Here is a 26,429-nt window from a genome sequence, read left to right on the forward strand (position 1 = left end):
TCCGATGGTGGCCACCCGGTCGACCCACCGGCCGACCGGGTGGTTACTGTGCAGTCACTTAGGGATGCCGTACGGATGTCCGTACGGCACACAGGACTGCCGCACCCCATCGGAGGCGCCCCATGGCCACGCCCGCCCAGGACCACGGTTGTGAAGGACCCGGAAGCCCCGTACTCGACAAGGACGGCGTGCGGCTCACCGTCGACGACGCGATCGCCACGGTGACGCTGGCCAACCCGGCCAAGCGCAACGCGCAGAGCCCCGCCCTGTGGCGGGCGCTCACCGAGGTCGGCCGGCTGCTGCCGGGCTCCGTCCGGGTCGTGGTGCTGCGGGCCGAGGGCAAGTCCTTCTCGGCCGGGCTCGACCGGCAGGCGTTCACGCCCGAGGGCTTCGACGGGGAGCCGTCGTTCCTGGACCTCGCGCGTGGCGGGGACGCCGAGCTCGACGCGACCATCGCCGAATACCAGGAGGCGTTCACCTGGTGGCGGCGCAGCGACATCCTGTCCATCGCCGCCGTGCAGGGGCACGCCATCGGGGCGGGCTTCCAGCTCGCTCTCGCCTGCGACCTGCGTGTCGTCGCCGACGACGCGCAGTTCGCCATGCGGGAGACCAGCCTCGGTCTCGTCCCCGACCTGACGGGCACCCATCCGCTCGTCGGGCTGGTGGGGTACGCCCGCGCGCTGGAGATCTGCGTGACCGGGCGGTTCGTCCAGGCCGACGAGGCCGTGAGCACGGGCCTGGCCAGTCTCGCCGTGCCCGCCGACCAGCTCGACGGCGCGGTGCGCGACCTCGCCTCGGCGGTGCTGGCGGCGCCGCGTGACGCCGTGATCGAGACCAAGGCGCTGCTCCAGGGTGCCCTGGAGCGCGACTACGAGGCCCAGCGCACCGCGGAGCGCGCCGCCCAGGCCCGTCGCCTGCGCGATCTGGCCGGGCTCGGCGAGTAGCGCGCGGCGGACCCGGTCTCCTGGACCTGACCTGACCTGACCTGACCTGACCTGACCGGACCGGACCGGAGAGGCCCGCGCCGCGCCGTCGCGGTGCGGGCCGTCCCGGCACGGCGCCCCGGCGGGCAGCGCCGTCCGCGTCAGGTCTCCGCTCCGTCGACCGCGGTGACCAGCACGGCCACCGACGGGTGGTCCTGGAGGGCGTCCCGCACCGCGGCGCGCACACCGCGGGCCACGTCCACCGCGCGGTGTTGCGTGGACACCGCGCACTCCACCCGGACGTGCCGTCGCGGCAGCGCCGTGCCGTCGGACCGGTCCTCCACGGTGACCGGACGGCCGAGCCTGCCCGTCAGCCGGGTCACGCCGGGCACCGCCAGCGCCGCGTCCGCCGCCCGGCCGGCGTCGCCGTCCCCCCGCTCCCGCGCCGCACCGTCCGCCGCCGTGCCCTCATCCGCCGGGCTCTCCCGTGCCGGACCCTCCTGGGCCGGACCTTCTTCCGCCGGGCTCTCCCTCGCCGGACGCTCCGGGTCAAGCAGTGCCGTCACCCGTAGATCCACGTCGGTGACCGCCAGGCCGAGCCGGGCCGCCGCCGCGTCCGCCAGCGCGGCGCGCAGGCGCGCGGTCGACGTCGGCAGCGGCTCCGACGCCGTCGCCGCGACCTCGGCCGTCACCCGCAGCGGCCCCGGCGGCAGGGCGCTCGGCGGCGCAGGCACCACCGGGTCGTGCGCCTCCCGCGGATCCGCGGGCGCGATCCGCAGACCGTCCACCCGTGCGCCCGCCACTCCGCTCACCGCGGCCATCAGCACCTCCCGCGCCGCCCGCTCGGCGATCCATGCGCCGTCCCGCGGCCCGCCCAGCGGCAGAAATCGTCCGAGCCCCAACTGTTCCCGTACAGCCCGTGTCCACCGGTCAGCCGTCGTCATTCCTCCAGCCTGCCGCATCCCCGGCGCGCCACCGCGCAACCCCGCTTAACGTGGTCGAAGGACGACGACCGAAAGGGGCGTACGCCGATGAGCGAGACGACGGAACGGGGCCGGTCCGGGCCGGAGACGACCGAAGGCTCCGGGGCCAAGGGACAGAGCCCGAGGCGCGGCGGGGGCGACCCCGGCACCCGGGGACGCACCACCATCGCCGACGGGGTGGTGGAGAAGATCACCGGAATGGCGGCACGCGACGTCGACGGTGTGCACGCCATGGGCAGCGGGCTCTCCCGCACCTTCGGCGCCGTGCGCGACCGCGTCCCCGGCGGCGCCAAGTCGGTGACGCGCGGGGTGAAGGCGGAGGTCGGTGAGAAGCAGACCGCCCTCGACCTGGAGATCGTCGTCGAGTACGGCGTGTCGATCTCCGACGTCGCCCGGAACGTGCGGGAGAACGTGATCGCGGCGGTCGAGCGGATGACCGGCCTGGAGGTGGTCGAGGTCAACATCGCGGTGAGCGACGTGAAGCTGCCCGACGAAGAGGACGAGGAGGAGCCGGAACCCAGGATCAAGTGACCCGACGTTGACCCGATGTGAGGAGTGCGCAGCATGAACATGGCCGTGGTCGGCATGATCGCCGGAATGGCCCTGGGCTTCGCCGGGTATTTCGGCGGATTCGGCGCCTTCCTGCTGGTGGCGGCGCTGGGCGCCGTCGGTTTCGTCGTCGGCCGGTTCCTCGAGGGGGACCTGGAACTCGGCGACTTCTTCCGCAGCCGCGACAGCCGGCGGTGACCGGGGTGAGCAGCGCGGCCGGTGACCTCCGCGCGTCCGCGGGCGTCGTGCCGCCGGGCGAGCGCGGTGCGACCCGGATCGCCGACCGGGTCGTCGCCAAGGTGGCGGCCCAGGCGGCGCGCGAGGCGGCGGGGCGGCTGCCACCGGACGCCGCGCGGCCCCACGCGACCGTTTCCGTGCACCACGACGCCGCCCGCGTCCGCGTCCACCTGGAACTCGACTACCCCTGCGACATCGGCGCCCGCTGCGCGCAGGTCCGTCACCGGGTCGTCCAGCGGGTACGCGCGTTGGTGGGCATGGCGGTGCCGGAGGTCGCCGTCCAGGTGGAGCGGCTGCACCCGGTGGCCGAGCACGGCGCCGCCCAGGGGAGGATCGAATGAGCGAACCCCACGAAGAGACCGCAGACACCGGCAGCACCCGACGGCTGCCGGTACTGGAGAAGGAGAGCGGCACACCGGGCACGCCCCCGCCCGTCCTGGACGGCGGCGCGGACACGGCCGGTGACGGCCAGGGCGGCGGCGGGCCCACCGGGCGGTTCTGGTCGCGTCGCCGGGTCCCCGCGGGCGTGGTCGCCCTGCTGCTCCTGGTCGCCGCCGGCGCCTTCCTCTACGACATCGTCGCCGTGCGCGCCGACCACCGGGCGCTGGCCTGGCGCAGGGGCCTGGCCCGGCAGCTCGCCGAGCGCCCCCTGGACGACACCTGGGTGCTGGTCGGCGCGGGCGTCGCCGCGGCCCTCGGCCTCTGGCTGCTCCTGCTGGCCGTCACCCCCGGCCTGCGGAACCTGCTGCCGATGCGCCACACCCACCAGGACGTACGCGCAGGGCTGCACCGCGACGCCGCCGCCACCGTGCTGCGCGACCGGGCCATGGAGGTCTCCGGGGTGCAGTCGGCACGGGTCCGGATGCGCCGCCGCAAGGCCCGGGTCCGCGCCGTGTCGCACTTCCGTGAACTGGACGACGTACGCACCGACCTGGACACCGCGCTGGCCGACGCGGTGACGGGCCTGGGCCTGGCCCGGCCGCCCGCCCTGTCGGTGCGGGTGACCCGGCCCGGACGGAAGGGGTGAGGACGGTGCTGCGAACCGTCAACCGCGTGCTGCTCGGCATCGTGGGCCTGGTGCTGCTGGCCCTCGGCGGCTCGGTGCTCGCCATCGGCCTCGGCGCCCCCGCGCCGTCCTGGTGGATCCACCACGGACGCGACGACGTACTGCTCAGCGACGCCGAGCGGACCCGGTGGCGGGACGCCGGCTGGTGGTGGCCGGTGGTGATCGCCGCGCTCGCCGTCCTGCTGCTGCTCGCCCTGTGGTGGCTGGTCTCGGTGCTGCGCCGCCGCCGGCTCGCCGAGGTCCTGGTGGACACCGGCGACGGTGAGAGCGCCGCACTGCGGGGGCGGGCGCTGGAGAGTGCGTTCGCCGAGGAGGCAGGCCGCATCGACGGCGTCGAGCACGCCGCCGTCCGGCTCACCGGGCGGCGCCTGGCCCCCCGGGCCCGGGTCCGGCTCCGGCTCGCACCGCACGTCGACCCCGGCACGGCCCTGGACGGCCTCGCCGGGCACGCCCTGGCCCACGCCCGCGGCGCGACCGGCCTGCCCGCCCTGCCCACGGAGGCCCGCCTCACCGGTGCCCGCCACCGGGCGGAACGGGTCACCTGACCCCGCCCCGCCCGGCCGGTGCGGGTGTGCGAACCGGTCGGCGTCAGAAGCCGTGGCGCACGCCGCCGTCCACCGGGAGCATCACGCCCGTCAGGTAGGACGCCGCCGGGGACAGCAGGAACGCCGCCGCGCGGCCGAACTCCTCCGGTGTCCCGTACCGGCGCAGGGGAATCCGTGACTCGTTCTGCACCCGCGTCGCCTCCGGGTCGGCCGACAGGCCGTCCAGCTCGCGCACCCGGTCCGTGTCGATGCGGCCCGGCAGCACGCCGACGACCCGGATGCCGCGCGGGCCCAGCTCGTCCGCGAGGGACTTGGCGAAGCCGGCCAGACCGGGGCGCAGCCCGTTGGAGATGGTCAGGCCCGGGATCGGCTCGTACACCGAGCCCGACAGCACGAAGCCGACGACACCGCCCTCCTCCAGCTCGGCCGCCGCCGCCCGCGCGAGCCGCACCGCACCGAGGAAGACCGACTCGAACGCCGCCTGCCACTGCTCGTCGGTGTTGTCGGCGACGAACCCCGGCGGCGGCCCGCCGACGCTCACCAGGACGCCGTCGAAGCGCCCGAACCGCTCCCGCGCGGTGGCGATCAGCCGGTCCGCGGCCCCCGGGTCGGCGTTGTCGGCGGCCACACCCACCGCGTCCGGTCCCAGTGCCGCGGCGGCCTCGACGGCGCTCCGCTCGTCCCGGCCGGTCACGACCACCTTGGCGCCGTCGGCGACCAGCTCGCGCGCGGCGGCGTTGCCCAGGCCCCGGGTGGCCCCGGTGACGACGTATACCCGGTCCTTCAGTCCAAGATCCATGGCCCTATCCTGCCGCGTCCTCCCCGAAGAGGGCGAGGGCGGTGTGCACCAGGCCGATGTGGCTGAAGGCCTGCGGGAAGTTGCCCAGCTGACGGCCGGCCACCGGGTCGTACTCCTCGGACAGCAGCCCCACGTCGTTGGCGAGCCCCAGCAGCCGCTCGAACAGCTCCCGGGCCTCCTTGGTCCGGCCGGTCATGTGCAGCGCCTCCGCGAGCCAGAAGGAGCACACCACGAACGTGCCCTCGTGGCCCGGCAGGCCGTCGACACCGTCCCGGGTGCTGTAGCGGTGCACCAGGCCGCCGCTGCTCAGCTCGCGGGCGACCGCGTCGATGGTGCCGACGACCCGCGGATCGTCCGGCGGCAGAAAGCCGACGCGCGGGATGAACAGCAGCGCCGCGTCCAGCTCCCGGGAGCCGTAGTACTGGGTGAAGGTGTTGCGCGCCGGATCGTAGCCCTTCTCGCACACCTCGCGGTGGATCTCCTCGCGCAGGGCCCGCCAGCCCTCCAGGTCGCCGTCCAGCCCCGGATTCTCCTCCAGGGTGCGCACGGCACGGTCGGCGGCCACCCAGCACATCACCTTGGAGTGCACGAACTGGCGGCGTCCGCCGCGCACCTCCCACAGCCCCTCGTCCGGCTCCCGCCACGCGGTGCGCAGGAAGTCCATCAGGGCGCACTGGAGCTCCCACATCTGGGGCTTGGACGGCATGCCCGCCTTGCGGGCCACCGAGATCGTGTCCATCACCTGGCCGTACACGTCCAGCTGGAGCTGGTTCACGGCGTCGTTGCCGATGCGTACGGGGCGGGAGCCGTCGAACCCGGACAGCCACGGCAGCTCAAGCTCCGGCAGCCGGCGCTCGCCCGCCACGCCGTACATGATCTGTAGATCCTCCGGGCTGCCCGCGACCGCGCGCAGCAGCCAGTCGCGCCAGGCCTCCGCCTCGGACAGATAGCCGGCCGCCAGCAGGGCGCCCAGGGTGAGGGTGGAGTCGCGCAGCCAGCAGTAGCGGTAGTCCCAGTTGCGCACGCCGCCCGGCTGCTCGGGCAGCGAGGTGGTGGCGGCGGCCACGATGCCGCCGGTCGGCTTGTAGGTGAGCGCCTTCAGGGTGATCAGGGAGCGGACGACGGCGTCCCGGTACGGGCCGTCGTAGCGGCAGTGGCCGGCCCAGGCCCGCCAGTCGGTGACGCTGTGGTGCAGCGCCTCGTACGGGTCGACGGGCAGGGGAGGGGGCTCGTGCGAGGGGTGCCAGGTCAGTACGAACGCGACCTTCTCGCCCTCCGCCACGGTGAACCGCGAGTGCGTCCCGTAGTTCTCGCCCCAGGTGCGCACCTCGGGCACGCTGCGCAGCCACGCCGAGTCCGGTCCGGCGACCGCCACGCGCAGGCCGTCGGTCCGGCGCATCCAGGGGACGATCGAGCCGTAGTCGAAGCGCAGCTTCAGCAGGCTGTGCACGGTGACCTCACCGCGCAGCCCCTCCACGATCCGGACGATGTCCGGGGCGCGGTCGCGTTGCGGCATGAAGTCGGTGACCCGGACCGCGCCGTCCTCGGTCTCCCAGTCGGTGTCCAGGACGAGGGTGTCGCGGCGGTAGGCCCGCCGGGTACAGCGGTCCGCGCCCTCGGGGGCGATGCGCCAGTGTCCGTTGTCCTCGTCGCCCAGCAGTTTGGCGAAGCAGGCGGCGGAGTCGAAGCGGGGCAGGCACATCCAGTCCACGGAACCGTCCGTGCCGACCAGCGCCGCGGTCTGCTCGTCGCCGATGATCGCGTAGTCCTCGATTCGGGGGTGCACGGGGTTCCGTCTTCCCGACCGGGGGCGGCGCAACCGCCGCGGTCGGGGGAGTTACCCCGTCTGCTGCCCCGTCCGGGCCGCCGCGGGTTCCGCCGTGGGGTCGGCGGTCTCGTGCCCGGCCGTCTCTCCGGCCGTCCGCGTGGCCTGCTCCGCCCGTTCCCGGGCCTCGCGGCGGGCCAGGAAGAACCAGCCGACCGGCACGGCCGCCGCGAACAGCCACCACTGGACGGCGTACGCGTAGTTCAGCGCCGCGTTCTCGTCGCCGGGCCTGCCGATCGGCTCCGGGGTGCCGCCCTCGGGTTCGGGCGCCGTCAGCACGACGTAGCCGCCGAGCACCTCGGCACCCAGCCGCCGGGCCTCCTGCTCGCTGTCGATCAGCATGATCTGCCGCTCGGGCAGGCCCTCCAGTTCCTTGATGCCGCTGGCGGCGGTCGTCTCGTCGGGCATCAGCCGCCCGGTGACGGTGATCTCACCGCGGGGCGGCGCGGGGATCTCGGGGAAGGCGGTCTGCCCGGCGTCGCTCACGGGGACCCAGCCCCGGTTGACCAGCAGCACCTTGCCGTCGTTCAGGACGAACGGGGTCAGCACGTGGTAGCCGACCTTGTCGTGGGCGTTGGTGCGGCGGCGGACGACGACCTCGTCACCGGTGTCGAAGCGGCCCGTGGCGGTCACCGTGCGGTACCGCTCCTCACGGGTGACGGAGTGGCCCGGCGAGGTCAGCCGCTGCACGGGCACCGGCTCGGCGGCCAGCGCGTCGGCGACCAGCTGGTTGCGGGCGGCGCGCTGCTCGTAGCGGTCCATCTGCCAGAAGCCCAGCCAGATCATCGTGGGGACGAGGATCAGGGCGACCAGCGTGAGGGTCACCCACTGCCGGGACAACAGGAAGCGGTACACCCCACGACGGTACAACTCGGTCGTGGGGTGTCCGCACGGGGGTGCGGTCAGACGCGGTCGACGATCCCCGCCTTTCCCTCGGCGCGGGCGCAGTGGGCGCCGCAGTACCAGTGGCCCTCGACCTCGACGCCCTGCCCGATGATCTGCACGCGGCAGTGCTCGCAGATCGGGGCCATGCGGTGGATCGCACAGGAGAAGCAGTCGAAGACGTGCACCGCGCCCTGCGCGTGCACCTCGAAGGTCATGCCGTAGTTGTTGCCGCAGACTTCACATGTCGCCATGCGCCACAGGGTGAGCCGTCGCCGCGCCGCGGGCGAGCGGGCGGCGGGCGAGTCGCCCGGCAATCACCCGTCCGCCCGGCAGGCACCGCGCCCGCCGGCGTTCACCCGTCCGCGCGGCGCCACCCGCCCCGCACGGGGCGTCCGGGCCTCCGCGCGGTCAGCCGTCGGCGGGCTCCACGTCGGCCAGCAGCTGTCCGAACGCCGCCTCGTCCACCACCGGTGTCCCGTACTGCCGGGCCTTGACCACCTTGGACGTGCCCGAGTCGGGGTCGTTGGTGACCAGCAGGCTGGTCAGCCGGGACAGGCTGGTCGCCACGTGCAGCCCGGCGTCGGTGGCGCGGTCCTCCAGCAGCTCCCGGTCGACCGAGGTGTCACCCGAGAAGGCGACCCGCATGCCCTGCTTGAGGCGTTTGCCCTCTTCGTAGCGGCCCGGGTTGGGATAGGGGCATGCGGGCCTTCTGCGGGAGGGGCGCCAGCCGCCGGCCCGGTAGCCGCCGTGCCCCGCCTGGCGGCCGATGCGCGGAGCGGGGCGGTCCGACCACTCGGTGAGCGGGCGGCACTCGTGCAGGGGCAGCCGGAGCCCGCCGGCCGCCGCCGCGTGCAGGCTCGGCCGGAACGCCTCGGCCAGCACGCGCGCGTCGTCCAGCGCGTGGTGCGCGCGCTGCTGGACGACGCCGAAGTGCGCGGCGAGGGACTCCAGCTTGTGGTTGGGCAGCGGCAGCGCCAGCTCCTTGGAGAGCGCGATGGTGCACAGGCGGTGGCGCACCGGGGCCTCGCGCTCCGCCCGCGCGTACTCACGGGCGATCATCTGCCAGTCGAAGACGGCGTTGTGCGCGACCAGCACCCGGCCGTCGAGCCGGGCCGCGAACTCCTCGGCCACCTCCCGGAAGAGGGGCGCGCCCTCGAGCAGCTCGCTCGTCAGACCGTGTATCCACACCGGGCCCGGGTCCCGCTCCGGATTGACCAGCGTGTACCAGTGGTCCTCGACCTCGCCGCGCGCGTCCAGCCGGTAGACGGCCGCGGAGATGATGCGGTCGTCGCGGGCCAGGCCGGTGGTCTCCACGTCAACGACCGCGTATCCCTGCGGATACGCGGCCGGCCACGTTGTGGGGGAGGACGCTGCGGTCGTCTGGTCTTCGAGCATGGTCACTGAGGATACGGGCCACGACTGACAGTCCGGTCCCGCAGGGCCCGCCCGGACCGGTCCCCCCGTCAAGTTCCGGCCGCCACGGGGGTCTTGCCGCCGGGGCTCGCGGGCGTCACCAGCGGATGGGCACCGGAAGCGCCGTCAGCAGCCCCGACACCGCGACGACCACGCCCAGTACGGCGACCTCCGCGCGCGCGGGGGAACAGGCGGACAGCGGGTCCGCCGCGCGGCTCAGCCGGACACGCGCCCACAGGGCGAGGGCCGCGACGGCCGCGACCAGAATTACCTTGGCGAGCAGCACCCGCCCGTACGCCGTGGCCGTCAGCTGGTCCACGATGGTGTCCGCCGGCATCCGGCGCAGCGAACTGCACACGCCCGTGGCGGTGATGGCGGCGAGCAGCACGGCCGCCACGCGCGCGTAGAGGCTCAGCAGGGCGGGGCCCGCCTCGGCGCCGTGCCAGTGCCGCAGCGTCCGCAGCGCGTACAGCAGGCCGCCCACCCACAGCGAGGCGCACGTCAGGTGCACGAGCGTCAGTCCGGAACCGATCAGCGGGCTGTACTCGGTCGGGGGGTGGGCGCGCAGGGCCTCGGCGACCACCACGGCGGCCAGCGGCCAGACTTGGGTGACCGGCCGGCGGGAGACGGCGCACAGGCCGGCCACGAGGAACGCGTTGACCTCCAGCAGCGCCAGCTTGCCGTCGCGCGAGGCGTACAGGCCGCCGGCGTCGATCTCGGCGAGGCTGTCCGGCACCAGGTTGCCCGTCGCCACGACCGAGGCGAGGGCGAGCGCGGCGACGAAGCCGGCGACCGCCGCGTACGGTGACCAACTCCGGGGCCGCTCCGGCGGGGCACCGGGCAGCGCGCGGGCCAGCCGGTCGACGAACAGCTCCCCGACCGGTACGGCCAGCGCCGCGAACAGCACCGTGCGCAGCAGGGATATGCCGCCGGTGCCGGGAGCCGCGGCCTCCCCGGTGCCGTGCAGCGCGGGGGACGGGCCGAGCAGGGGTATCAGCGCCCCGAGCGCCACCAGCACCAGCACGGCCACGGCCCGTCCGGAACCGCCGGAGGGGGGCCGCGCGTGCCGGCCGGTGCCGGCCGCCCGGGACGTGGGTCTTATCAAGGTCACCTCAAGATCTTCACCAGCTCCCCCAGACCGGGGCAAGTCAAGGAAAACGACTGGCGGTACGGCATTCCGTCCACGGCGGCGGATTCGGCCGCCCCACCGGGGGCGGCGCCCGGCTCACGCCCAGCGGGCTGCGTCCGACCCGCACGGGCCCGGTGGCCGCGCCCAGTCCTGCGGGCCGCCGGCGAAGGACACCGGGGGCAGGGCGTAGCGCAGCCGCCCGAGACGGGAGTCCCGCTCGGCGAGCCACTCCCACGCCCCCTGGGCGCCCCCACCGCCACCGCCGCCGGCACCGGCGCCCGCACCGATCCCGGCACCGGCGACCCCACCGACAGCGGCATCGACACCGGTGCCCGCGCCCGTGCCGGCGTTGGCGTCGGCGTCGGCGTCGGCACCGACATCCCGGTCGGCAGGGGCCCCGGCCTCGACACGGGCACCGGCAACGGCCCCGGGCTCGGCACGGGCACCGGCAACGGCCCCGGGCTCGGCACGGGCACCGGCAACGGCCCCGGGCTCGGCACGGGCACCGGCGCCCGCACGCGCGCCCGCCGTGTCCGTCCGCAGCCCGCCGGTGAGCCACGCCGCCGTGCGTGCCAGCGCGACCCGGACGTACCGGCCGCCGCCCTCCGCCGCCCGGTCGGTCAGCGCCCGCAGCACGCCCGCCGCCAGCAGATACCCGCTGCCGTGGTCCAGAGCCTGCGCCGGCAGCGCGCCCGGCCGCCGCGGGCCGCCCTCCACGACGGCGATCCCGGTGGCCGCCTGCACCAGGCTGTCGAAGCCGCGCCGCCGCGCCCACGGCCCGGACGGCCCCCACGCCGACAGCTGCGCCACGACCAGTCCGGGCCGGCGCTCCGCCAGCGCCTCGGGTGACAGGCCGAACCGGTCGAGCGCGCCCGGTCGGTAGCCGGTGACGACGACGTCCGCCGCCGCGAGCAGCTCCTCGAACACGGACCGGTCGGCCGCGAGGTCCAGCAGCGCCGAGCGCTTGCCGAAGCCGGTGTCGGCGTGCTGGTCGGGCAGCTCCGGCAGGTGCGGGGCGTCGATGCGCAGGACGTCCGCACCGAGCAGCGCGAGCGTGCGGGTGGCGACCGGGCCCGCGATGACCCGGGTCAGGTCCAGGACCCGTACGCCGGCGGCCGGCAGCAGGGGAGCGGAGGGCGCCGGCGGGAGCGCACGCGCGCGTGCGGGGCCGAGCCGGCCGCGTTCGACCAGGGGTCCGGCCGCCACCGCGGTCCCCTGTTCGTGCGCCGCCCATTCCTCGGGCGAGCGCACGGCCACCGCCAGCCCTCCGGCCGCGTACACGGCCTCCTCGGCCTGTGCGGCGGGCCGTTCGGCGAGCGCGGACCCGACCGCGGAGACGTCGTCCGGCACCCCCAGGGCCGTCAGCAGCCGTTCACGGTGGTGCGGATAGTTCGCGTGCGTCCGCACCCAGCCGTCCGCCGTCGGCCAGAACCGCGAGAGCGGCGCGAAGGTCTGCGGGGCCCGCCCGTCCACCAGCAGGTGCCGCTCACCGGTGAACGCCGTCGCGACGGCCGCGTCGTCCACCCGCACCGCGGGCACCTCGCCGGTCCCGGAGCGCCGCGCCGCCAGCTCGGCGGCGGCCAGCGCGCAGGCGCCGACCGTGGCCCGTGCCAGCTCCCGTACGGGCAGCCGCGCCGGAAGCACGCTCTCCCGGGCCACCGTGGTGACCCGGGAGAGCAGGGAAGGATCGCCGCCCAGGGCGGACCATGCGGACTCGATGCCGGTCATGACTGCACTATGCAGTATTGATCGAGTCAATGCCGGAGGGTCGACCCGTCAGGAGACGGCCGCCCCCCTCCACGGAACCATCGCCTAGCGCGTGACCGCGTCCAGGGCGTCCGCCATGCCCCAGCCGTAGAAGCCGTTGCGGTTCTTCGGGCCCTCGCACACCGCGTCCACCTTGCCGTCGCCGTCGATGTCGTACGGCTTGGTGCACGGCGTGGCGTCGGCCTCGGCGTACAGCAGGGCCTTGACCATGGCCGGCGGAGCGTACGGGTGCGTCGACTTGATGAGCGCGGCGACGCCCGCGACGTGCGGCGACGCCATCGACGTACCGGCCATGTAGCCCCAGCGGCCGCCGGGCAGCGTGCCCAGGATCAGACCGCTGGTCGCGGGCGGCTCCGGACGCTGGTACGCCGTCGCGTCGCCGCCCGGGGCCGCGATGTCGACGACGCCCCGGCCGTAGTTGGAGAAGGACGACTTCAGGCCCTTGGCGCCGGTCGCCGCGACCGTGACGACGCCCGGCAGCTGGGTCGGGATGTCCAGGCACTCGGAGGGGTCGATCACCCGGTCCGAGGGCGTGGAGTCGTTGGGGGAGACCGGGTCGGTGATCTCGTCGGCCGCGAGGTCGTAGTTCTCGTTGCCGGCCGCGGCGACGTTGACCGCGCCCTTCTTCTCCGCGTACCGCGAGGCCCGCGTGACGGCCTCGACCAGGGCCTTCTGGTCGGGGTCGTTCTTGCAGTTGAAGTACCACGGGTCGGTGTAATAGCTGTTGTTGGTCACGTCGACGCCGTGCTCGGCCGCCCACATGACCCCGCACACCACGGCCTCGGTGTAGAAGAAGCCGTCCGGGTTGGACACCTTGATGCCGGAGACCTTCACGCCGGGCGCGACACCCGTCATGCCGACGCCGTTCTTCGCGGCGGCGATCTCACCGGCGACGTGCGTGCCGTGCGGGCTCTCCCCGGCCCCCGGCCGCCAGGCGCCCTCGCTGGTGTCCGGCTTGCCGGAGACGCAGTTGACGGAGGCCTCGCGGTCGAAGTTCGGCGCGATGTCGGGGTGGGTGTCGTCGACGCCGGTGTCGATGACCGCGACGGTCACGTCACTGCTGCCGAGCGACCTCTCGTGCGCCTTGTCCGCCTTGATGGCCGGCAGGTCCCACTGAAGGGGCTGGAGCGGGTCCTGCCCCGCGGCGGCCTCGACGGCCGCGATCTCCTGCGCGTCCAGCACCTTGGGCGCGCCCATGTCCGTCGTGGCGGCCGACGGCAGCGGAGCGGTGCGGGTGGCACCGGCGGAGTCCACGCCCCGCACCGTGCGGATCTTCTTCGCGAAGCCGGGGTCGGCCGAGTGGACCACCACGACGCCGATCCGGTCGTACGACGTCACGATCGTGCCGCCGGCCTCGGATATCGCCCGCTTCACCCGGGCCGAGGGACCGTGCCCGGGGCGGACGTTGACGACGTAGCTGAGCGACGTCTCCTCGGCCGTGGCGCCGGAGGGTGCCGGGGCCGCGGCGGCCGGGGCCCCCGGCAGCAGTGCGAGGGCCGTCGCCGCGGCCAGACCGGCCGGGAGCACCAGGGCGCGGCGGGACCGCGGGCGGGACGGGGTCATGGACGGGGTCTCCCGTTCGTTCGAGGCGTTCGAGGTGGGCAGGGACCGGGCCATCGCGGTCACTTCACCGCCTTCAGCGCGTTGACGATGCCGGCGCCGTAGAAGCCGTTGCGGTACGTGCCGCCCTCGCACACCGCGTCCTGGGTGCCGTCGCCGTCCTGGTCGTAGGAGGCCGGGCAGGCCTGCTCGTCCGCCTGGACCTTCAGCAGCGCCTGGAGCGCGGCCGGGCGCAGCCAGGGGTAGCGGGACTTCAGCAGCGCGGCGACGCCCGCGGCGTGCGGCGAGGCCATCGAGGTGCCCTGGAGGAAGGCGTACTCGTTGTTGGGCATGGTGGACAGGATCCGGCCGTTCTTCGACGGGGTGTCCGGAATCTGGTACTTGCGGTCGCCGCCCGGCGCCGCCACGTCGACGACGCCCCTGCCGTACGTGGAGTAGTACGACTTCTCGTTCTTCACGCCCGTGGCGCTGACCGTGACCACGCCGGGCAGCTGGGTCGGCAGGTCGAGGCACTCGCTCGGGTCGATGGTCCGCGTCACCGGCGTGGAGTCGTCCGGGCTGGAGTCGTCGACGATCGCGTCGGAGGCCAGGTCGTGGTTGGAGTTGCCGGCCGAGGCCACGTGCAGGGTGCCCTTGCGCTGGGCGTAGAGCTGGGCCCGGTTGACCGCGTCGACGATCGCCCGCTGGTCGGGGTCGTCCATGCAGTTGTACAGCCACGGATCGATGTAGTAGCTGTTGTTCGTGATCTCCACGCCGTTGTCGGCGGCGAACACGAACGCGCAGACGACGTTCTCCGGGTAGAACAGGCCGTTGTGCTGGTCGCTCACCTTGATGCTGGAGACCTTCACGCCCGGCGCGACCCCGGCGACCCCGACGCCGTTGCGGGCGGCGGCGATCTCACCGGCCACATGGGTGCCGTGGTAGTCGTCGGCGGTGTACGGCCGCCAGGCGCCCTCACTGGTGTCCGCCTTGCCGCCGACGCAGTTGGCCGACTGGGACGCCGAGAAGTTCGGGGCGAGATCGGGGTGGGTGTCGTCGACGCCCGTGTCGATCACGGCGACCGTGACCTTGTCGCTGCCCGGGTTGATCTTCGCCGCCTCGTCGGCGCCTATCGCGCGCAGGTCCCACTGGTCCGCCTCGAGCGGCTCCATGTCCGCTGTGGCCGCCTCGGCGGCCCGGGCGGCCTGCTCGTCGGTGAGGAACTCCGCCGCACCCGCGTCCGTGGTCCCGGCGGCGACCAGCGGAGCGGTGCGCGTCGCCCCCGCCGACTGCACGCCGCGCACCGCACGCATCTGCGCCCCGAACCCGGGGTTGTCCGAGTGGGCGACGATCACGCCGATCCGGTCGTAGCTGACCACCACACTGCCGCCGGACGCGGCTATCGCCTTCTTCACCGACGCGAGCGTGCGGCGGTCCGTCTTGGTGTTGACGACGTACGCCAGCTCCGGCGCGTCGGCGGCCTCGGCCGCCGGCTGGGTGCGCGGGGCGGCCGAGGCGGACGCCTGAAGCCCGAACGCCCCGAGCGACACGCTCAGCGACAGGGCGAGCGGCACCGTGAGGGCGAGCCTGCGTCTGGGAGGCAGATGAGCCATGGGGTCTCCACATCATCCGGTGAACGAGACCGGCCCGAGACACAGGTGGTCCTCGGGCAGGTACATGACGGGTGGTGCAGGGTGAAGCTATCCCCCTCAGCCGCTGGCCAGCAATGACTTGCAGATCGCGACTTGGGAAAGTGCGGCCGATGTTGAACCGGTGCCCGCGAACCGCCGTGTCGTTGGACAGGGAGCACGAGCACGACCGGCCCCCTGCTGAGAAAGACCGAGGTAACAAGCCGTCATGTCCGTCGTACGAGGAGACTCCGTGGCCGCCGACGCACCGCCCCCCTCGAAGGAGCAACACCGACTCCCGTCCACCGAGGAGTTCACCGAGGTGCAGCAGAGCGCCGAGTTCGGTGAACTGCGCCGCTCCTTCCGCTCCTTCGCCTTCCCGCTGACGATCGCCTTCGTCGCCTGGTACCTGCTGTACGTGCTGCTGTCCAACTACGCGGGCGGCTTCATGGGCGCGAAGCTCTTCGGCAACATCAACGTCGCCTTCGTCTTCGGCATCGCCCAGTTCGTCACCACGTTCCTCATCGCCTGGTGGTACTCGCGGCACGCCGCCGCGAAGCTCGACCCCAAGGCCGAGGCCATCAAGTCCCGGATGGAGGGCGGCGCGTGAACCTCGCCATCACTGTCGCGGCCAACGAGGCCAGCCAGCACCGGCCGCTGATCATCTCCCTGTTCACGGCGTTCGTCATCGCCACCCTGTTCATCACCGTCTGGGCGGGGCGGCAGACCAAGGACGCCGCCGACTTCTACGCCGGCGGACGGTCGTTCAGCGCCTTCCAGAACGGCCTCGCCGTCTCCGGCGACTACATGTCCGCCGCGTCCTTCCTCGGCATCGCCGGCGCCATCGCCCTCTTCGGCTACGACGGCTTCCTGTACTCCATCGGCTTCCTGGTCGCCTGGCTGGTGGCGCTGCTCCTGGTCGCCGAGCCGCTGAGGAACTCCGGCCGCTACACCATGGGCGACGTCCTCGCCTACCGCATGCGCCAGCGTCCGGTCCGCACCGCCGCCGGCACCTCCACGATCGTGGTGTCGATCTTCTACCTGCTGGCCCAGATGGCCGGCGCCGGCGTCCTGGTGTCGCTGCTGCTCGGCATCACCTCCGACGCCGGCAAGATCCTCATCGTCGCCCTCGTCGGCGTCCTGATGATCGTCTACGTGTCCATCGGCGGCATGAAGGGCACCACCTGGGTGCAGATGGTCAAGGCCGTGCTGCTCATCGGCGGCACCATCCTGATCACCTTCCTGGTGCTGCTGAAGTTCAACTTCAACATCTCCGACCTGCTGGGCAAGGCCGCCGAGAACAGCGGCAAGGGCGCCGCCTTCCTGGAGCCCGGCCTCCAGTACGGCGGCAGCGGCACCTCCAAGCTGGACTTCATCTCCCTCGGCATCGCCCTCGTCCTGGGCACCGCCGGACTGCCGCACATCCTGATCCGCTTCTACACGGTGCCCAACGCCAAGGCCGCCCGTAAGTCCGTGAACTGGGCCATCGGCATCATCGGCGCCTTCTACCTGATGACCATCGCCCTCGGCTTCGGCGCCGCCGCGCTGATCTCACAGGACGAGATCATCGCCTCCAACCCGTCCGGCAACACCGCGGCACCACTGCTCGCCCTGCACCTGGGCGGCGTCGACTCGGCCTGGGGCGCGATCCTGCTCGCCACCATCTCGGCGGTGGCCTTCGCGACGATCCTCGCCGTCGTCGCCGGACTCACCCTGGCCTCGTCCTCGTCGTTCGCCCACGACATCTACGCGAACGTCATCAAGAAGGGCCAGGCCACCGAGAAGCAGGAGGTCCGGGCGGCCCGCCTGGCCACCATCGGCATCGGCGCCGTCTCCATCCTGCTCGGCGCCCTCGCCCGCGACCTGAACGTCGCCGGCCTCGTCGCACTGGCCTTCGCCGTCGCCGCCTCCGCCAACCTGCCGACCATCCTCTACAGCCTGTTCTGGAAGCGGTTCACCACCCAGGGCGCGCTGTGGTCGATCTACGGCGGCCTGATCGTCGCCGTCGGCCTGGTGCTCTTCTCGCCCGTGGTCTCCGGCGACCCCAAGGCGATGTTCCCCGACGTCGACTTCGCCTGGTTCCCGCTGAAGAACCCCGGCCTGATCTCCATCCCGTTCGGCTTCCTCATGGGCTGGCTCGGCACGGTCCTGTCCAAGGAGGAGCCCGACACCGGCAAGTACGCCGAGCTGGAGGTCCGTTCCCTGACCGGCACCGGCGCCCACTAGGGACGCCTGACGGCGCCGGCGCCCACTAGGGACGACCGGCCGTGCGCGGCCGTGTCGTAGGAACCTCCAGGTCCCTGCGGCACGGCCGCGTTCCACGTCGTGGGATCGGGTCTGTGGCGTTGTCGGTGCGGTCACGTAGGCTCGCAGGTGTCGGAGAAGAAGCGCTCCGGGCACGATCCGCTGCGAGGGAGGGGGCCCACGTGCTCATCGACACCTACGGCCGCGTGGCCACCGACCTGAGGGTCTCGCTGACCGACCGCTGCAACCTGCGGTGCACGTACTGCATGCCCGAGGAGGGCTTGCAGTGGCTGGCCAAGCCCGACCTCCTCACCGACGACGAGATCGTCCGCCTCATCGGCATCGCGGTCACCTCGCTCGGTATCGAGGAGGTCCGCTTCACCGGGGGCGAGCCGCTGCTCCGCCCCGGGCTGGTCGGCATCGTCGAGCGCGTCGCCGCCCTCGAGCCGCGCCCCCAGATGTCCCTCACCACCAACGGCATCGGCCTCGAGCGCACGGCGCAGGCCCTGAAGGCCGCGGGCCTGGACCGGGTCAACGTCTCGCTGGACACCCTGCGCCCCGACGTCTTCAAGACCCTGACCCGCCGCGACCGCCACAAGGACGTCCTCCAGGGCCTGCACGCCGCTCGCGAGGCCGGACTGACCCCGGTCAAGGTCAACTCCGTCCTGATGCCGGGGCTCAACGACGACGAGGCCCCCGACCTGCTGGCCTGGGCCGTCGAGCACGACTACGAGCTGCGGTTCATCGAGCAGATGCCGCTCGACGCCCAGCACGGCTGGAAGCGCGACGGCATGATCACCGCCGGCGACATCCTCGCCTCGCTGCGCACCCGCTTCGAGCTGACCGCCGAGGGCTCCGAGAAGCGCGGCTCGGCCCCGGCGGAGCGCTGGCTGGTCGACGGCGGCCCGCACGTCGTCGGTGTCATCGCCTCCGTCACCCGCCCGTTCTGCTCGGCCTGCGACCGCACCCGCCTGACGGCCGACGGCCAGGTCCGCACGTGTCTGTTCGCCACCGAGGAGACCGACCTGCGCGCCGCCCTGCGCTCCGGCGCTCCGGACGAGGAGATCGCCGGCCTCTGGAAGCGGGCCATGTGGGGCAAGAAGGCCGGCGCCGGGCTGGACGACCCGTCGTTCGTGCAGCCGGACCGGCCGATGTCCGCGATCGGCGGCTGAGAGCAGCTCCCGGACCGGCGCGCCCCTCAGGCGTTCCGCGCCTGCCACTCCTCGAAGGGCACCACGTCCTTCAGGAAGCCCCGCACCCCCAGGAACGTGGACAGGTGCTCCCGGTGCTCCTCGCAGGCGAGCCACGTCTTGCGCCGCTCGGGGGTGTGCACCTTCGGGTTGTTCCACGCCAGCACCCACACGGCGGCGGCGCGGCAGCCCTTGGCGGAACAGATCGGCGTATCGGGATCAGGGACCATCACAGGCCGACCCTAACCCGTTCGGCCCAGCAAAAGGCGACGCCGAGCAGCCACGGGGGGAGCTGCCCGGCGTCGGTCCGTCGCTCCGACGGGGGATGCGGAGCGCGTACGAAGTATGTCACGGGTAACCACTCGCCCGGCACCGGAACAGCATGATTGATCTGAGCTTTTCCTGAGCTTGGCGCGGACGTGACCCGGCCCGTCCGCCGCCGCCCAGCTCACGGCCGGTCGGCGGCCTCGCCGCGCGCGCCCGCCTTCGGCCGGGACGCGGCGTCCTCCGCACCGGGTTCCGCAAAGCCGTCCCGCGGCGGTCCGTCGGCCAGCATCGGCCGGGTCGGCGCGGTGACGAACGTGTCCGGCAGCGACGGCGCGTTCTCCCGTCCGGCGTTGGCGATCACCACCGCGATGTAGGGGAGCACCGCCCCGAGCACCAGGGCCACGATCGCGACATGCCGCTCCACGTTCCACAGCGAGGCCGCGAGGATCACCGACACCGTACGGATCGACATCGAGATGACATAGCGGCGCTGCCGCCCGCGGACGTCCTCCTGGAGGCTCGTCCTGGCTCCGGTGATCCGGAACACCTCGGCGCCGCCGCTGCTCCGCTTCCGCATCACATTCCACCATCCGCCCGCATCGGACCTCCCCGCCCCGTCCCGCGTCCGTGGCCGCTCGGGGACAGCCGGTCCCGGACAGCTCCACGTTACGCCGCCGCTGCGCCGCCCACGAGACCGGGGCGCCCGTCGCCTGCGCGAACCTTTCGCGCCGCACCGCGGGGGCCGGGTCCACCGGACGGCGGTACTCGGCATGCGCCGTTCGCGGTAGGCGCCGAGACTGGCGGTAATGCTCACGTAGACCCGTACGAGGAGGCAGCCATGGGCTGGTTGTGGGCGATCATCGTCGGATTCGTGCTCGGTCTGATCGCCAAGGCGATCATCCCGGGCAAGCAGCACAGCCCACTGTGGCTGACCACCATCTTCGGCATGCTCGGTGCCATCGCGGGCAACGCGATCGCCCGCGCGGCAGGCGTCGACGCGACCTCCGGCATCGACTGGTGGCGTCACATCTTCCAGCTCGCCGCGGCGATCGTCATCGTCGCCGTCGGTGACGCGCTCTACATGAAGGTGCGCGGCAACAAGCGCAGAGCGTGAGCCCGGCGCACGACGGCCGGGCCCCCACACGACGCAGAGGGCGGTCCCGCGAACCGGGACCGCCCTCTCGTGCCGACCGGGAACCACCCCGTCGTGCCGGCCGGGAAGCGCCCCGTCGTCCCCGGGGGAACCACCCTCCCGTGCCGACCGGGAACCGCCGCGTCGCGCCGGGCGGGAACCGCCCCGCCCGTGCGTCCGCTCGGCGGGTGGCGGCCGCTGTCAGCCGGTGACCTCGACCGCGGCCAGGTTCTTCTTGCCGCGGCGCAGCACCAGCCAGCGCCCGTGCAGCAGGTCCTCCGTGGCGGGGACGGCGTCCTCGCCGGCGACCTTGACGTTGTTCACGTAGGCGCCGCCCTCCTTCACCGTGCGGCGGGCGGCCGACTTGCTGGCGACCAGGCCGACCTCGGCGAGCAGGTCCACCACCGGGGCCGGCTCGGCGACCCGGATGTGCGGCACCTCCGAGAGCGCGGCGGCCAGCGTCCGCTCGTCCAGCTCCGCCAGTTCGCCCTGCCCGAAGAGGGCCCTGGACGCGGCGATCACGGCGGCCGTCTGCTCGGCGCCGTGCACCAGCGTCGTCAGCTCCTCGGCCAGCGCCCGCTGCGCCGCCCGGGCCTGCGGACGCTCCCGCGTCTGCTGCTCCAGCTCCTCCAGCTCCTCGCGGGACCTGAAGGACAGGATGCGCATGTACGTCGAGATGTCCCGGTCGTCCGCGTTCAGCCAGAACTGGTAGAACGCGTACGGCGTGGTCATCTCCGGGTCGAGCCAGACCGCGCCGCCCTCGGTCTTGCCGAACTTGGTGCCGTCCGCCTTGGTCATCAGCGGCGTCGCCAGCGCGTGCACCTCGGCGTCCGGCTCCAGCCTGTGGATCAGGTCGAGACCCGCCGTGAGGTTGCCCCACTGGTCGCTGCCGCCCTGCTGGAGCGTGCAGCCGTAGCGCCGGTACAGCTCCAGGAAGTCCATGCCCTGGAGCAGCTGGTAGCTGAACTCCGTGTAGCTGATGCCCTCGGCGGACTCCAGACGGCGCGCGACCGAGTCCTTCGTCAGCATCTTGTTGACGCGGAAGTGCTTGCCGATGTCCCGCAGGAACTCGATGGCCGACATGCCGGCCGTCCAGTCCAGGTTGTTCACCATCGTCGCGGCGTTGTCGCCCTCGAAGGAGAGGAACGGCTCGATCTGCGCGCGCAGCCGCGTCACCCAGTTCGCGACCGTCTCCGGGTCGTTCAGCGTGCGCTCGGCCGTGGGGCGGGGGTCGCCGATCTGGCCCGTCGCGCCGCCGACCAGCGCCAGCGGGCGCAGGCCCGCCTGCTGGAGCCGGCGCATGGTGAGCACCTGGACCAGGTGGCCGACGTGCAGGCTGGCCGCGGTCGGGTCGAAGCCGCAATAGAACGTGACGGGACCGTCCGCGAGCGCCTTGCGCAATGCGTCCTCGTCAGTGGACAGGGCGATCACGCCGCGCCACTTCAGCTCGTCGACGATGTCCGTCACGGTTCTCGTGTCTCCTCGATGATCTTCGGGCAGTCGGGTGACAGCCGACTACGAGGTTATACGCCCCGGCTGACAGAGCTCATATGGAAATCGGGGACGCGCAGCGCGGGCATCGCGGCCCGGGTGAACCAGTCGCTCCACTCACGCGGCAGCGTCCGCTCCGTCCGGCCCGCCTCGGTGGCCCGGCCCAGCAGGGAGACCGGCGACTCGTTGAACCGGAAGTTGTTCACCTCACCGGTCACCTCGCCGTTCTCCACCAGGTAGACGCCGTCCCGCGTCAGCCCGGTCAGCAGCAGCGTCGCCGGGTCGACCTCGCGGATGTACCACAGGCAGGTCAGCAGCAGCCCGCGCCCGGTGCCGGCCACCATCTCCTCGAGCGAGCGGTCACCGCCCCCGTCCAGGATCAGATTGCCGATCTGCGGGGCCACCGGCAGCCCCGTCAGCGCCGCGCTGTGCCGGGTGGTGGCCAGCTGCGCCAGCTCACCGGCCCGGATCCAGTCGGTGGCCCGCACCGGCAGGCCGTTGTCGAACACCGACTGGTCGTCCCCGGAGGAGTGCGCCACCACGAACGGCGCCGTCTGAAGACCCGGCTCGTCCGGGTCGCTGCGCAGCGTCAGCGGCAGCTCGCTCAGCCGCTCGCCCACGCGCGTGCCGCCGCCGGGCCGCGAGAACACCGTCCGCCCCTCGGCCGCGTCCCGGCCCGAGGACGACCACATCTGGTAGATCAGCAGGTCCGCGACCGCGGTCGGCGGCAGCAGCGTCTCGTACCGGCCGGCGGGCAGCTCCACGCGCCGCTCGGCCCAGCCCAGGCGGACGGCCAGTTCGGCGTCGAGCGCCGCCGGGTCGACGTCCTTGAAGTCCCGGGTCGACCGGCCCGTCCAGGCCGACCGGGTGCGGTCCGGCGACTTGGCGTTCACCTCCAGCGTCCCGGTGGGCAGGTCGCAGCGCAGCCGCAGCCCGGTGGAGGTGCCCAGGTAGGTCGACACCATCTCGTGGTTGGCGAAGCCGTACAGCTCGCGCCCGCCCGCACGCGCGCGTGCGAAGGCCTCACCGAGGGCCGGCGCGAAGTCGCCGAACACCGCGGACGACGTCTCGGCGGGCGCGTCGGTGAAGTCGGGGGACTCGGGCACGCCGGTGACCAGCGGCTGCGCGTCCTCGGCGGGGCCCGCCCCGCGCGCCGCGGCCTCGGCGGCGCGCACCAGCGGCTCCAGCTCGTCCCCGGTGACCGCGGACCGCGACACGACCCCCGAGGCCGTGCCCTCCCGGCCGTCGACCGTGGCCACGACGGTGAGCGTGCGCCCGCGCGTGACGCCGTTGGTGGTGAGCGCGTTGCCCGCCCAGCGCAGATTGGCGGTGGAGTGCTCGTCGGCGATGACCACGCAGCCGTCCGCCCGGGACAGCTCCAGCGCCCGCTCGACGATCTCGTGCGGCTGGTGCGCCTTGGTGGAGTGAGCGCTCATCGACCGGCCTCCTGGGTGGTGTTGAGGATGTTGACTCCCTTGAACAGGGCGGACGGGCAGCCGTGCGAGACGGCCGCGACCTGGCCGGGCTGGGCCTTGCCGCAGTTGAAGGCACCGCCCAGGACATAGGTCTGCGGACCGCCGACGGCCGCCATGGACCCCCAGAAGTCGGTGGTCGTCGCCTGGTAGGCGACGTCCCGCAGCTGCCCGGCGAGCCGCCCGTTCTCGATGCGGTAGAACCGCTGCCCGGTGAACTGGAAGTTGTAGCGCTGCATGTCGATCGACCAGGACCGGTCGCCGACGACGTAGATCCCGCGGTCCACGCCCCCGATCAGGTCCTCGGTCGACAGTCCGCCGGGGTCGGGCCGGAGCGAGACGTTGGCCATGCGCTGCACCGGCACGTGGGCGGGGGAGTCGGCGTAGGCGCACCCGTTGGACCGCTCGAAGCCGGTCAGCCGCGCGATGCGCCGGTCGAGCTGGTAGCCGACCAGCGTGCCGTCCTTCACCAGGTCCCAGGACTGCCCCGCGACGCCCTCGTCGTCGTAGCCGATGGTGGCCAGGCCGTGCTCGGCGGTGCGGTCGCCGGTGACGTTCATCAGCTCCGAGCCGTAGCGCAGCTTGCCGAGCTGGTCGAAGGTGGCGAAGGAGGTGCCGGCGTAGGCGGCCTCGTAGCCGAGGGCGCGGTCCAGCTCGGTGGCGTGGCCGATGGACTCGTGGATGGTCAGCCACAGGTTCGACGGGTCGACGACCAGGTCGTACAGCCCCGGCTCGACGCTCGGCGCCCGCATCTTCTCCGCGAGCAGCGCGGGGATCTCGGCCAGCTCGCGGTCCCAGTCCCAGCCGGTGCCCGTCAGATACTCCCAGCCGCGTCCGGCGGGCGGCGCCAGAGTGCGCATCGAGTCGAACGCGCCGCTGGCATCGTCCACCGAGACCGCGGTCAGCACGGGGTGCAGCCGCACCCGCTGCTGGGTGGTGACGGTCCCCGCGGTGTCCGCGTAGAACTTGTTCTCGTGGACGGTGAGCAGCGAGGCGTCCACGTGGTCGACCCCGTCGGCCGCCAGCAGCCGCGCGCTCCACTCGGCCAGCAGCGCCGACTTCTCCTCGTCGGGCACCGTGAACGGATCGATCTCGTACGACGAGATCCACGTCTTGTCGGCGTGCACCGGCTCGTCGGCCAGCTCGACCCTCTCGTCCGACCCGGCCGCCTCGATCACCCGCGCGGACAGCTTCGCCATCGCCACCGCCTGCGCGGCGACCTTGGCGGCGGCATCCAGGGTCATGTCCACGCCGGAGGCGAAGCCCCACGTACCTCCGTGCACGACGCGCACCGCGTACCCGAGGTCGGTGGTGTCGGAGGACCCGGCGGGCCTGGCGTCCCGCAGCCGCCAGGAGGCGCTGCGCACCCGCTCCAGCCGGAAGTCCGCGTGCTCGGCGCCGAGCGCACGCGCGCGTGCGAGGGCGGCGTCGGCGAGGGGGCGTAGGGGGAGGGCCGTGAAGGCCTCGTCGATGCTATGAGACACCGGCATCTCTTTCTGTCGACGTGGACGGAGGTCGTGTGGTCCGTGGTCGCTCCGATCATGTCGCCCATCCCGTCCGCGGACCACAGGTTTCCGACCCGTGTGTGCCCCGTTCTGTAGGGACCCGACAGTCCCTCCCGTAAGCCACTGTGGGCGCCCGAATGTCCCCCGCCGGTTCGCGACCGATAGGTTTTCGAGGGAAGCCGCCTGCTCTCCACCGGGCCGGGCGGTTGAGTCAGACCGCTATCGAAAGGGTGATCCGTTGAGCCGCTCGGTTCTCGTCACCGGAGGCAACCGGGGCATCGGCCTCGCCATCGCCCGCGCTTTCGCCGACGCCGGCGACAAGGTCGCGATCACGTACCGCTCGGGGGAGCCGCCCGCCGGCTTCCTGGCCGTCAAGTGCGACATCACCGACGCCGAGCAGGTGGAGCAGGCCTACAAGGAGATCGAGGAGGCGCACGGCCCCGTCGAGGTCCTGATCGCCAACGCCGGCGTGACCAGGGACCAGCTCCTGATGCGGATGTCCGAGGAGGACTTCACCTCCGTCCTCGAGACCAACCTCACCGGCACCTTCCGCGTCGTCAAGCGCGCCAACCGCGGCATGCTGCGCGCCAAGAAGGGCCGCGTCGTGCTCATCTCGTCGGTCGTCGGCCTGCTCGGCTCGGCGGGCCAGGCGAACTACGCCGCCTCCAAGGCCGGCCTGGTCGGCTTCGCGCGCTCCCTCGCCCGTGAGCTGGGCTCGCGCAACATCACCTTCAACGTCGTCGCGCCCGGCTTCGTCGACACCGACATGACCAAGGCGCTCACCGACGAGCAGCGGTCGAACATCATGTCGCAGGTGCCGCTGGGCCGGTACGCGCAGCCGGAGGAGATCGCCGCGACGGTGCGGTTCCTCGCCTCGGACGACGCCTCGTACATCACTGGAGCCGTCATCCCCGTTGACGGCGGACTGGGAATGGGTCACTGATCACCATGAGCGGAATTCTCGAGGGCAAGCGCGTCCTGATCACCGGCGTGCTGACGGAGTCCTCCATCGCCTTCCACGCCGCCAAGCTGGCCCAGGAGCAGGGCGCCGAGGTCATCCTCACCGCGTTCCCCCGGCCCACGCTGACCGAGCGCATCGCCAAGAAGCTGCCGAAGCCCACCAAGGTCATCGAGCTGGACGTCACCAACGACGAGCACCTCGGCCGGCTCGCCGACGTGGTCGGCGAGGAGCTGGGCGGCCTCGACGGCGTCGTGCACTCCATCGGCTTCGCCCCGCAGGACGCGCTCGGCGGCAACTTCCTGAACACGCCGTTCGAGTCCGTCGCCACGGCCATGCACGTCTCGGCGTTCTCCCTGAAGTCGCTGACCATGGCCTGCCTGCCGCTGATGCAGAACGGCGGCTCGGTCGTCGGCCTCACCTTCGACGCGCAGTTCGCCTGGCCGCAGTACGACTGGATGGGGCCGGCCAAGGCCGCCCTGGAGGCCACCAACCGCTACATGGCCCGCGACCTGGGCAAGCAGAACATCCGCTGCAACCTCGTCTCGGCGGGCCCGCTCGGCTCCATGGCCGCCAAGTCCATCCCGGGCTTCAGCGACCTGGCCGCGGTGTGGGACACCCGCTCCCCGCTGGAATGGGACCTGAAGGACCCGGAGCCTGCCGGCCGCGGCGTCGTCGCCCTGCTGAGCGACTGGTTCCCGAAGACCACGGGCGAGATCGTCCACGTCGACGGCGGCCTGCACGCCATCGGCGCCTGAGCGCACCCGTCGAGGGGCCCGCGTCCACGGGGCGCGGGCCCCTTCGCGTGTCACTCGTTCGGCCCAGCCGGCCGGGCGGGCGCGGCCTCAACGGCGCACTGTGGAGTACGAGTTCCCCCACGCG

At 73.1% G+C, this 26,429-nt stretch carries 27 protein-coding genes; 12 read left to right on the forward strand and 15 right to left on the reverse strand.

The genetic code is table 11. From position 1 onward, the window contains the following. The first annotated feature begins 122 nt into the window (after nt 1-122). On the forward strand, nt 123-944 hold the full coding sequence (locus ACZ45Q_RS11675; RefSeq protein ID WP_468258443.1) for an enoyl-CoA hydratase/isomerase family protein: 822 nt from the start codon (nt 123-125) through the stop codon (nt 942-944). Between the two features lie 140 nt (nt 945-1,084). Here the strand turns inward: ACZ45Q_RS11675 and ACZ45Q_RS11680 are convergent, their stop codons facing one another. Beyond that, nucleotides 1,085-1,867 carry a nucleopolyhedrovirus P10 family protein gene (locus ACZ45Q_RS11680; protein ID WP_468258446.1) on the reverse strand — a complete coding sequence of 261 codons (783 nt, stop codon included), beginning with the start codon at nt 1,865-1,867 and terminating at the stop codon, nt 1,085-1,087. A gap of 87 nt (nt 1,868-1,954) precedes the next feature. On the opposite strand from ACZ45Q_RS11680, the gene ACZ45Q_RS11685 reads away from it, so the two are divergent. Genes ACZ45Q_RS11685 through amaP form a run of 5 tightly spaced genes read left to right on the forward strand, consistent with a single transcriptional unit; the run spans nt 1,955 to nt 4,303 of the window. Next, the gene (locus tag ACZ45Q_RS11685; protein ID WP_468258449.1) at nt 1,955-2,437 is read left to right on the forward strand and encodes an Asp23/Gls24 family envelope stress response protein; all 483 of its coding nucleotides are present in this window, start codon (nt 1,955-1,957) and stop codon (nt 2,435-2,437) included. A gap of 33 nt (nt 2,438-2,470) precedes the next feature. After that, a complete protein-coding gene (locus ACZ45Q_RS11690) occupies nt 2,471-2,653 on the forward strand; it encodes a hypothetical protein (RefSeq protein ID WP_468258451.1) in 183 nt (60 codons plus the stop codon). Then, entirely contained in the window at nt 2,650-3,033 is a 384-nt protein-coding gene (locus tag ACZ45Q_RS11695) for a hypothetical protein (RefSeq protein ID WP_468258453.1), read from the forward strand. The genes ACZ45Q_RS11690 and ACZ45Q_RS11695 overlap by 4 nt, the downstream gene beginning before the upstream one ends. Continuing rightward, on the forward strand, nt 3,030-3,719 hold the full coding sequence (locus ACZ45Q_RS11700) for a DUF6286 domain-containing protein (RefSeq protein WP_468258456.1): 690 nt from the start codon (nt 3,030-3,032) through the stop codon (nt 3,717-3,719). Before ACZ45Q_RS11695 ends, ACZ45Q_RS11700 begins: the two co-directional genes overlap by 4 nt. Continuing rightward, the gene (amaP, locus tag ACZ45Q_RS11705) at nt 3,716-4,303 is read left to right on the forward strand and encodes an alkaline shock response membrane anchor protein AmaP (protein WP_468258459.1); all 588 of its coding nucleotides are present in this window, start codon (nt 3,716-3,718) and stop codon (nt 4,301-4,303) included. The genes ACZ45Q_RS11700 and amaP overlap by 4 nt, the downstream gene beginning before the upstream one ends. 43 nt (nt 4,304-4,346) lie before the next feature. Here the strand turns inward: amaP and ACZ45Q_RS11710 are convergent, their stop codons facing one another. The 9 genes from ACZ45Q_RS11710 to ACZ45Q_RS11750 all read right to left on the reverse strand — a co-directional run bounded on the left by ACZ45Q_RS11710 (nt 4,347) and on the right by ACZ45Q_RS11750 (nt 15,273). Further along, the gene (locus tag ACZ45Q_RS11710) at nt 4,347-5,102 is read right to left on the reverse strand and encodes an SDR family oxidoreductase (RefSeq protein ID WP_468258462.1); all 756 of its coding nucleotides are present in this window, start codon (nt 5,100-5,102) and stop codon (nt 4,347-4,349) included. A gap of 4 nt (nt 5,103-5,106) precedes the next feature. Continuing rightward, nucleotides 5,107-6,888: a glycoside hydrolase family 15 protein gene (locus ACZ45Q_RS11715; protein ID WP_468258465.1), complete on the reverse strand. Its 1,782-nt coding sequence runs from the start codon at nt 6,886-6,888 to the stop codon at nt 5,107-5,109. 51 nt (nt 6,889-6,939) lie between these two features. Beyond that, entirely contained in the window at nt 6,940-7,782 is an 843-nt protein-coding gene (locus ACZ45Q_RS11720) for an SURF1 family cytochrome oxidase biogenesis protein (RefSeq protein WP_468258468.1), read from the reverse strand. Between the two features lie 47 nt (nt 7,783-7,829). Then, a complete protein-coding gene (locus ACZ45Q_RS11725; RefSeq protein ID WP_078957636.1) occupies nt 7,830-8,063 on the reverse strand; it encodes a hypothetical protein in 234 nt (77 codons plus the stop codon). A gap of 157 nt (nt 8,064-8,220) precedes the next feature. Beyond that, the gene (locus ACZ45Q_RS11730) at nt 8,221-9,207 is read right to left on the reverse strand and encodes a DEDDh family exonuclease (RefSeq protein WP_468258471.1); all 987 of its coding nucleotides are present in this window, start codon (nt 9,205-9,207) and stop codon (nt 8,221-8,223) included. 115 nt (nt 9,208-9,322) lie between these two features. Next, entirely contained in the window at nt 9,323-10,336 is a 1,014-nt protein-coding gene (locus ACZ45Q_RS11735; protein WP_468258474.1) for a CopD family protein, read from the reverse strand. A gap of 114 nt (nt 10,337-10,450) precedes the next feature. Then, nucleotides 10,451-12,082: a CoA transferase gene (locus tag ACZ45Q_RS11740; protein WP_468258477.1), complete on the reverse strand. Its 1,632-nt coding sequence runs from the start codon at nt 12,080-12,082 to the stop codon at nt 10,451-10,453. Between the two features lie 84 nt (nt 12,083-12,166). Beyond that, the gene (locus tag ACZ45Q_RS11745; RefSeq protein WP_468258606.1) at nt 12,167-13,684 is read right to left on the reverse strand and encodes a S8 family serine peptidase; all 1,518 of its coding nucleotides are present in this window, start codon (nt 13,682-13,684) and stop codon (nt 12,167-12,169) included. A gap of 59 nt (nt 13,685-13,743) precedes the next feature. Next, a complete protein-coding gene (locus tag ACZ45Q_RS11750; RefSeq protein ID WP_468258480.1) occupies nt 13,744-15,273 on the reverse strand; it encodes a S8 family peptidase in 1,530 nt (509 codons plus the stop codon). A 268-nt stretch (nt 15,274-15,541) separates the two neighbouring features. Between ACZ45Q_RS11750 and ACZ45Q_RS11755 the strand changes: the two genes are divergently transcribed. From ACZ45Q_RS11755 to moaA, 3 genes are all read left to right on the forward strand, one after another. Further along, complete coding sequence (locus ACZ45Q_RS11755; protein WP_468258608.1) at nt 15,542-15,898, forward strand: DUF485 domain-containing protein; 357 nt, start codon at nt 15,542-15,544, stop codon at nt 15,896-15,898. Further along, nucleotides 15,895-17,514, forward strand: coding sequence for a solute symporter family protein (locus tag ACZ45Q_RS11760; protein ID WP_468258483.1), 1,620 nt, complete (start codon nt 15,895-15,897; stop codon nt 17,512-17,514). The genes ACZ45Q_RS11755 and ACZ45Q_RS11760 overlap by 4 nt, the downstream gene beginning before the upstream one ends. 200 nt (nt 17,515-17,714) lie before the next feature. Continuing rightward, nucleotides 17,715-18,704, forward strand: a complete 990-nt coding sequence (gene moaA / locus ACZ45Q_RS11765; protein ID WP_468258486.1) for a GTP 3',8-cyclase MoaA — start codon at nt 17,715-17,717, stop codon at nt 18,702-18,704. Nucleotides 18,705-18,730: 26 nt separating this feature from the next. Here moaA and ACZ45Q_RS11770 read toward each other — a convergent pair whose 3' ends face one another. Together ACZ45Q_RS11770 and ACZ45Q_RS11775 are read right to left on the reverse strand one after the other, a co-directional pair. Then, a complete protein-coding gene (locus tag ACZ45Q_RS11770) occupies nt 18,731-18,952 on the reverse strand; it encodes a hypothetical protein (RefSeq protein ID WP_468258611.1) in 222 nt (73 codons plus the stop codon). 218 nt (nt 18,953-19,170) lie between these two features. Beyond that, the gene (locus ACZ45Q_RS11775) at nt 19,171-19,566 is read right to left on the reverse strand and encodes a DUF3099 domain-containing protein (protein WP_468258489.1); all 396 of its coding nucleotides are present in this window, start codon (nt 19,564-19,566) and stop codon (nt 19,171-19,173) included. A gap of 261 nt (nt 19,567-19,827) precedes the next feature. Between ACZ45Q_RS11775 and ACZ45Q_RS11780 the strand changes: the two genes are divergently transcribed. Continuing rightward, entirely contained in the window at nt 19,828-20,103 is a 276-nt protein-coding gene (locus ACZ45Q_RS11780) for a GlsB/YeaQ/YmgE family stress response membrane protein (RefSeq protein ID WP_468258493.1), read from the forward strand. Between the two features lie 219 nt (nt 20,104-20,322). Here the strand turns inward: ACZ45Q_RS11780 and tyrS are convergent, their stop codons facing one another. The 3 genes from tyrS to ACZ45Q_RS11795 are packed head-to-tail and all read right to left on the reverse strand — an operon-like array spanning nt 20,323 to nt 24,568. Next, nucleotides 20,323-21,588, reverse strand: coding sequence for a tyrosine--tRNA ligase (tyrS, locus tag ACZ45Q_RS11785; protein WP_468258496.1), 1,266 nt, complete (start codon nt 21,586-21,588; stop codon nt 20,323-20,325). Between the two features lie 56 nt (nt 21,589-21,644). After that, nucleotides 21,645-23,048 carry a metallopeptidase TldD-related protein gene (locus ACZ45Q_RS11790; RefSeq protein WP_468258499.1) on the reverse strand — a complete coding sequence of 468 codons (1,404 nt, stop codon included), beginning with the start codon at nt 23,046-23,048 and terminating at the stop codon, nt 21,645-21,647. Continuing rightward, nucleotides 23,045-24,568 carry a TldD/PmbA family protein gene (locus ACZ45Q_RS11795; protein ID WP_468258502.1) on the reverse strand — a complete coding sequence of 508 codons (1,524 nt, stop codon included), beginning with the start codon at nt 24,566-24,568 and terminating at the stop codon, nt 23,045-23,047. The genes ACZ45Q_RS11790 and ACZ45Q_RS11795 overlap by 4 nt, the downstream gene beginning before the upstream one ends. A 259-nt stretch (nt 24,569-24,827) precedes the next feature. Between ACZ45Q_RS11795 and fabG the strand changes: the two genes are divergently transcribed. Continuing rightward, nucleotides 24,828-25,532 carry a 3-oxoacyl-[acyl-carrier-protein] reductase gene (fabG, locus tag ACZ45Q_RS11800; protein WP_468258504.1) on the forward strand — a complete coding sequence of 235 codons (705 nt, stop codon included), beginning with the start codon at nt 24,828-24,830 and terminating at the stop codon, nt 25,530-25,532. A 5-nt stretch (nt 25,533-25,537) separates the two neighbouring features. Then, complete coding sequence (gene fabI, locus ACZ45Q_RS11805) at nt 25,538-26,305, forward strand: enoyl-ACP reductase FabI (RefSeq protein ID WP_468258507.1); 768 nt, start codon at nt 25,538-25,540, stop codon at nt 26,303-26,305. The last annotated feature ends 124 nt before the right edge of the window (nt 26,306-26,429 follow it).

It is taken from the genome of Streptomyces sp. NPDC031049, assembly GCF_055571015.1.

What these genes read in the sequence shown, in the direction of transcription:
- ACZ45Q_RS11675 (WP_468258443.1), top strand. Translation starts at nt 123, where the DNA reads ATGGCCACGCCCGCCCAGGACCACGGTTGTGAAGGACCCGGAAGCCCC.
- ACZ45Q_RS11680 (WP_468258446.1), bottom strand. Translation starts at nt 1,867, where the DNA reads ATGACGACGGCTGACCGGTGGACACGGGCTGTACGGGAACAGTTGGGG.
- ACZ45Q_RS11685 (WP_468258449.1), top strand. Translation starts at nt 1,955, where the DNA reads ATGAGCGAGACGACGGAACGGGGCCGGTCCGGGCCGGAGACGACCGAA.
- ACZ45Q_RS11690 (WP_468258451.1), top strand. Translation starts at nt 2,471, where the DNA reads ATGAACATGGCCGTGGTCGGCATGATCGCCGGAATGGCCCTGGGCTTC.
- ACZ45Q_RS11700 (WP_468258456.1), top strand. Translation starts at nt 3,030, where the DNA reads ATGAGCGAACCCCACGAAGAGACCGCAGACACCGGCAGCACCCGACGG.
- ACZ45Q_RS11710 (WP_468258462.1), bottom strand. Translation starts at nt 5,102, where the DNA reads ATGGATCTTGGACTGAAGGACCGGGTATACGTCGTCACCGGGGCCACC.
- ACZ45Q_RS11725 (WP_078957636.1), bottom strand. Translation starts at nt 8,063, where the DNA reads ATGGCGACATGTGAAGTCTGCGGCAACAACTACGGCATGACCTTCGAG.
- ACZ45Q_RS11730 (WP_468258471.1), bottom strand. Translation starts at nt 9,207, where the DNA reads ATGCTCGAAGACCAGACGACCGCAGCGTCCTCCCCCACAACGTGGCCG.
- ACZ45Q_RS11740 (WP_468258477.1), bottom strand. Translation starts at nt 12,082, where the DNA reads ATGACCGGCATCGAGTCCGCATGGTCCGCCCTGGGCGGCGATCCTTCC.
- ACZ45Q_RS11745 (WP_468258606.1), bottom strand. Translation starts at nt 13,684, where the DNA reads ATGACCCCGTCCCGCCCGCGGTCCCGCCGCGCCCTGGTGCTCCCGGCC.
- ACZ45Q_RS11750 (WP_468258480.1), bottom strand. Translation starts at nt 15,273, where the DNA reads ATGGCTCATCTGCCTCCCAGACGCAGGCTCGCCCTCACGGTGCCGCTC.
- ACZ45Q_RS11770 (WP_468258611.1), bottom strand. Translation starts at nt 18,952, where the DNA reads ATGGTCCCTGATCCCGATACGCCGATCTGTTCCGCCAAGGGCTGCCGC.
- ACZ45Q_RS11775 (WP_468258489.1), bottom strand. Translation starts at nt 19,566, where the DNA reads ATGCGGAAGCGGAGCAGCGGCGGCGCCGAGGTGTTCCGGATCACCGGA.
- ACZ45Q_RS11780 (WP_468258493.1), top strand. Translation starts at nt 19,828, where the DNA reads ATGGGCTGGTTGTGGGCGATCATCGTCGGATTCGTGCTCGGTCTGATC.
- ACZ45Q_RS11790 (WP_468258499.1), bottom strand. Translation starts at nt 23,048, where the DNA reads ATGAGCGCTCACTCCACCAAGGCGCACCAGCCGCACGAGATCGTCGAG.
- fabI (WP_468258507.1), top strand. Translation starts at nt 25,538, where the DNA reads ATGAGCGGAATTCTCGAGGGCAAGCGCGTCCTGATCACCGGCGTGCTG.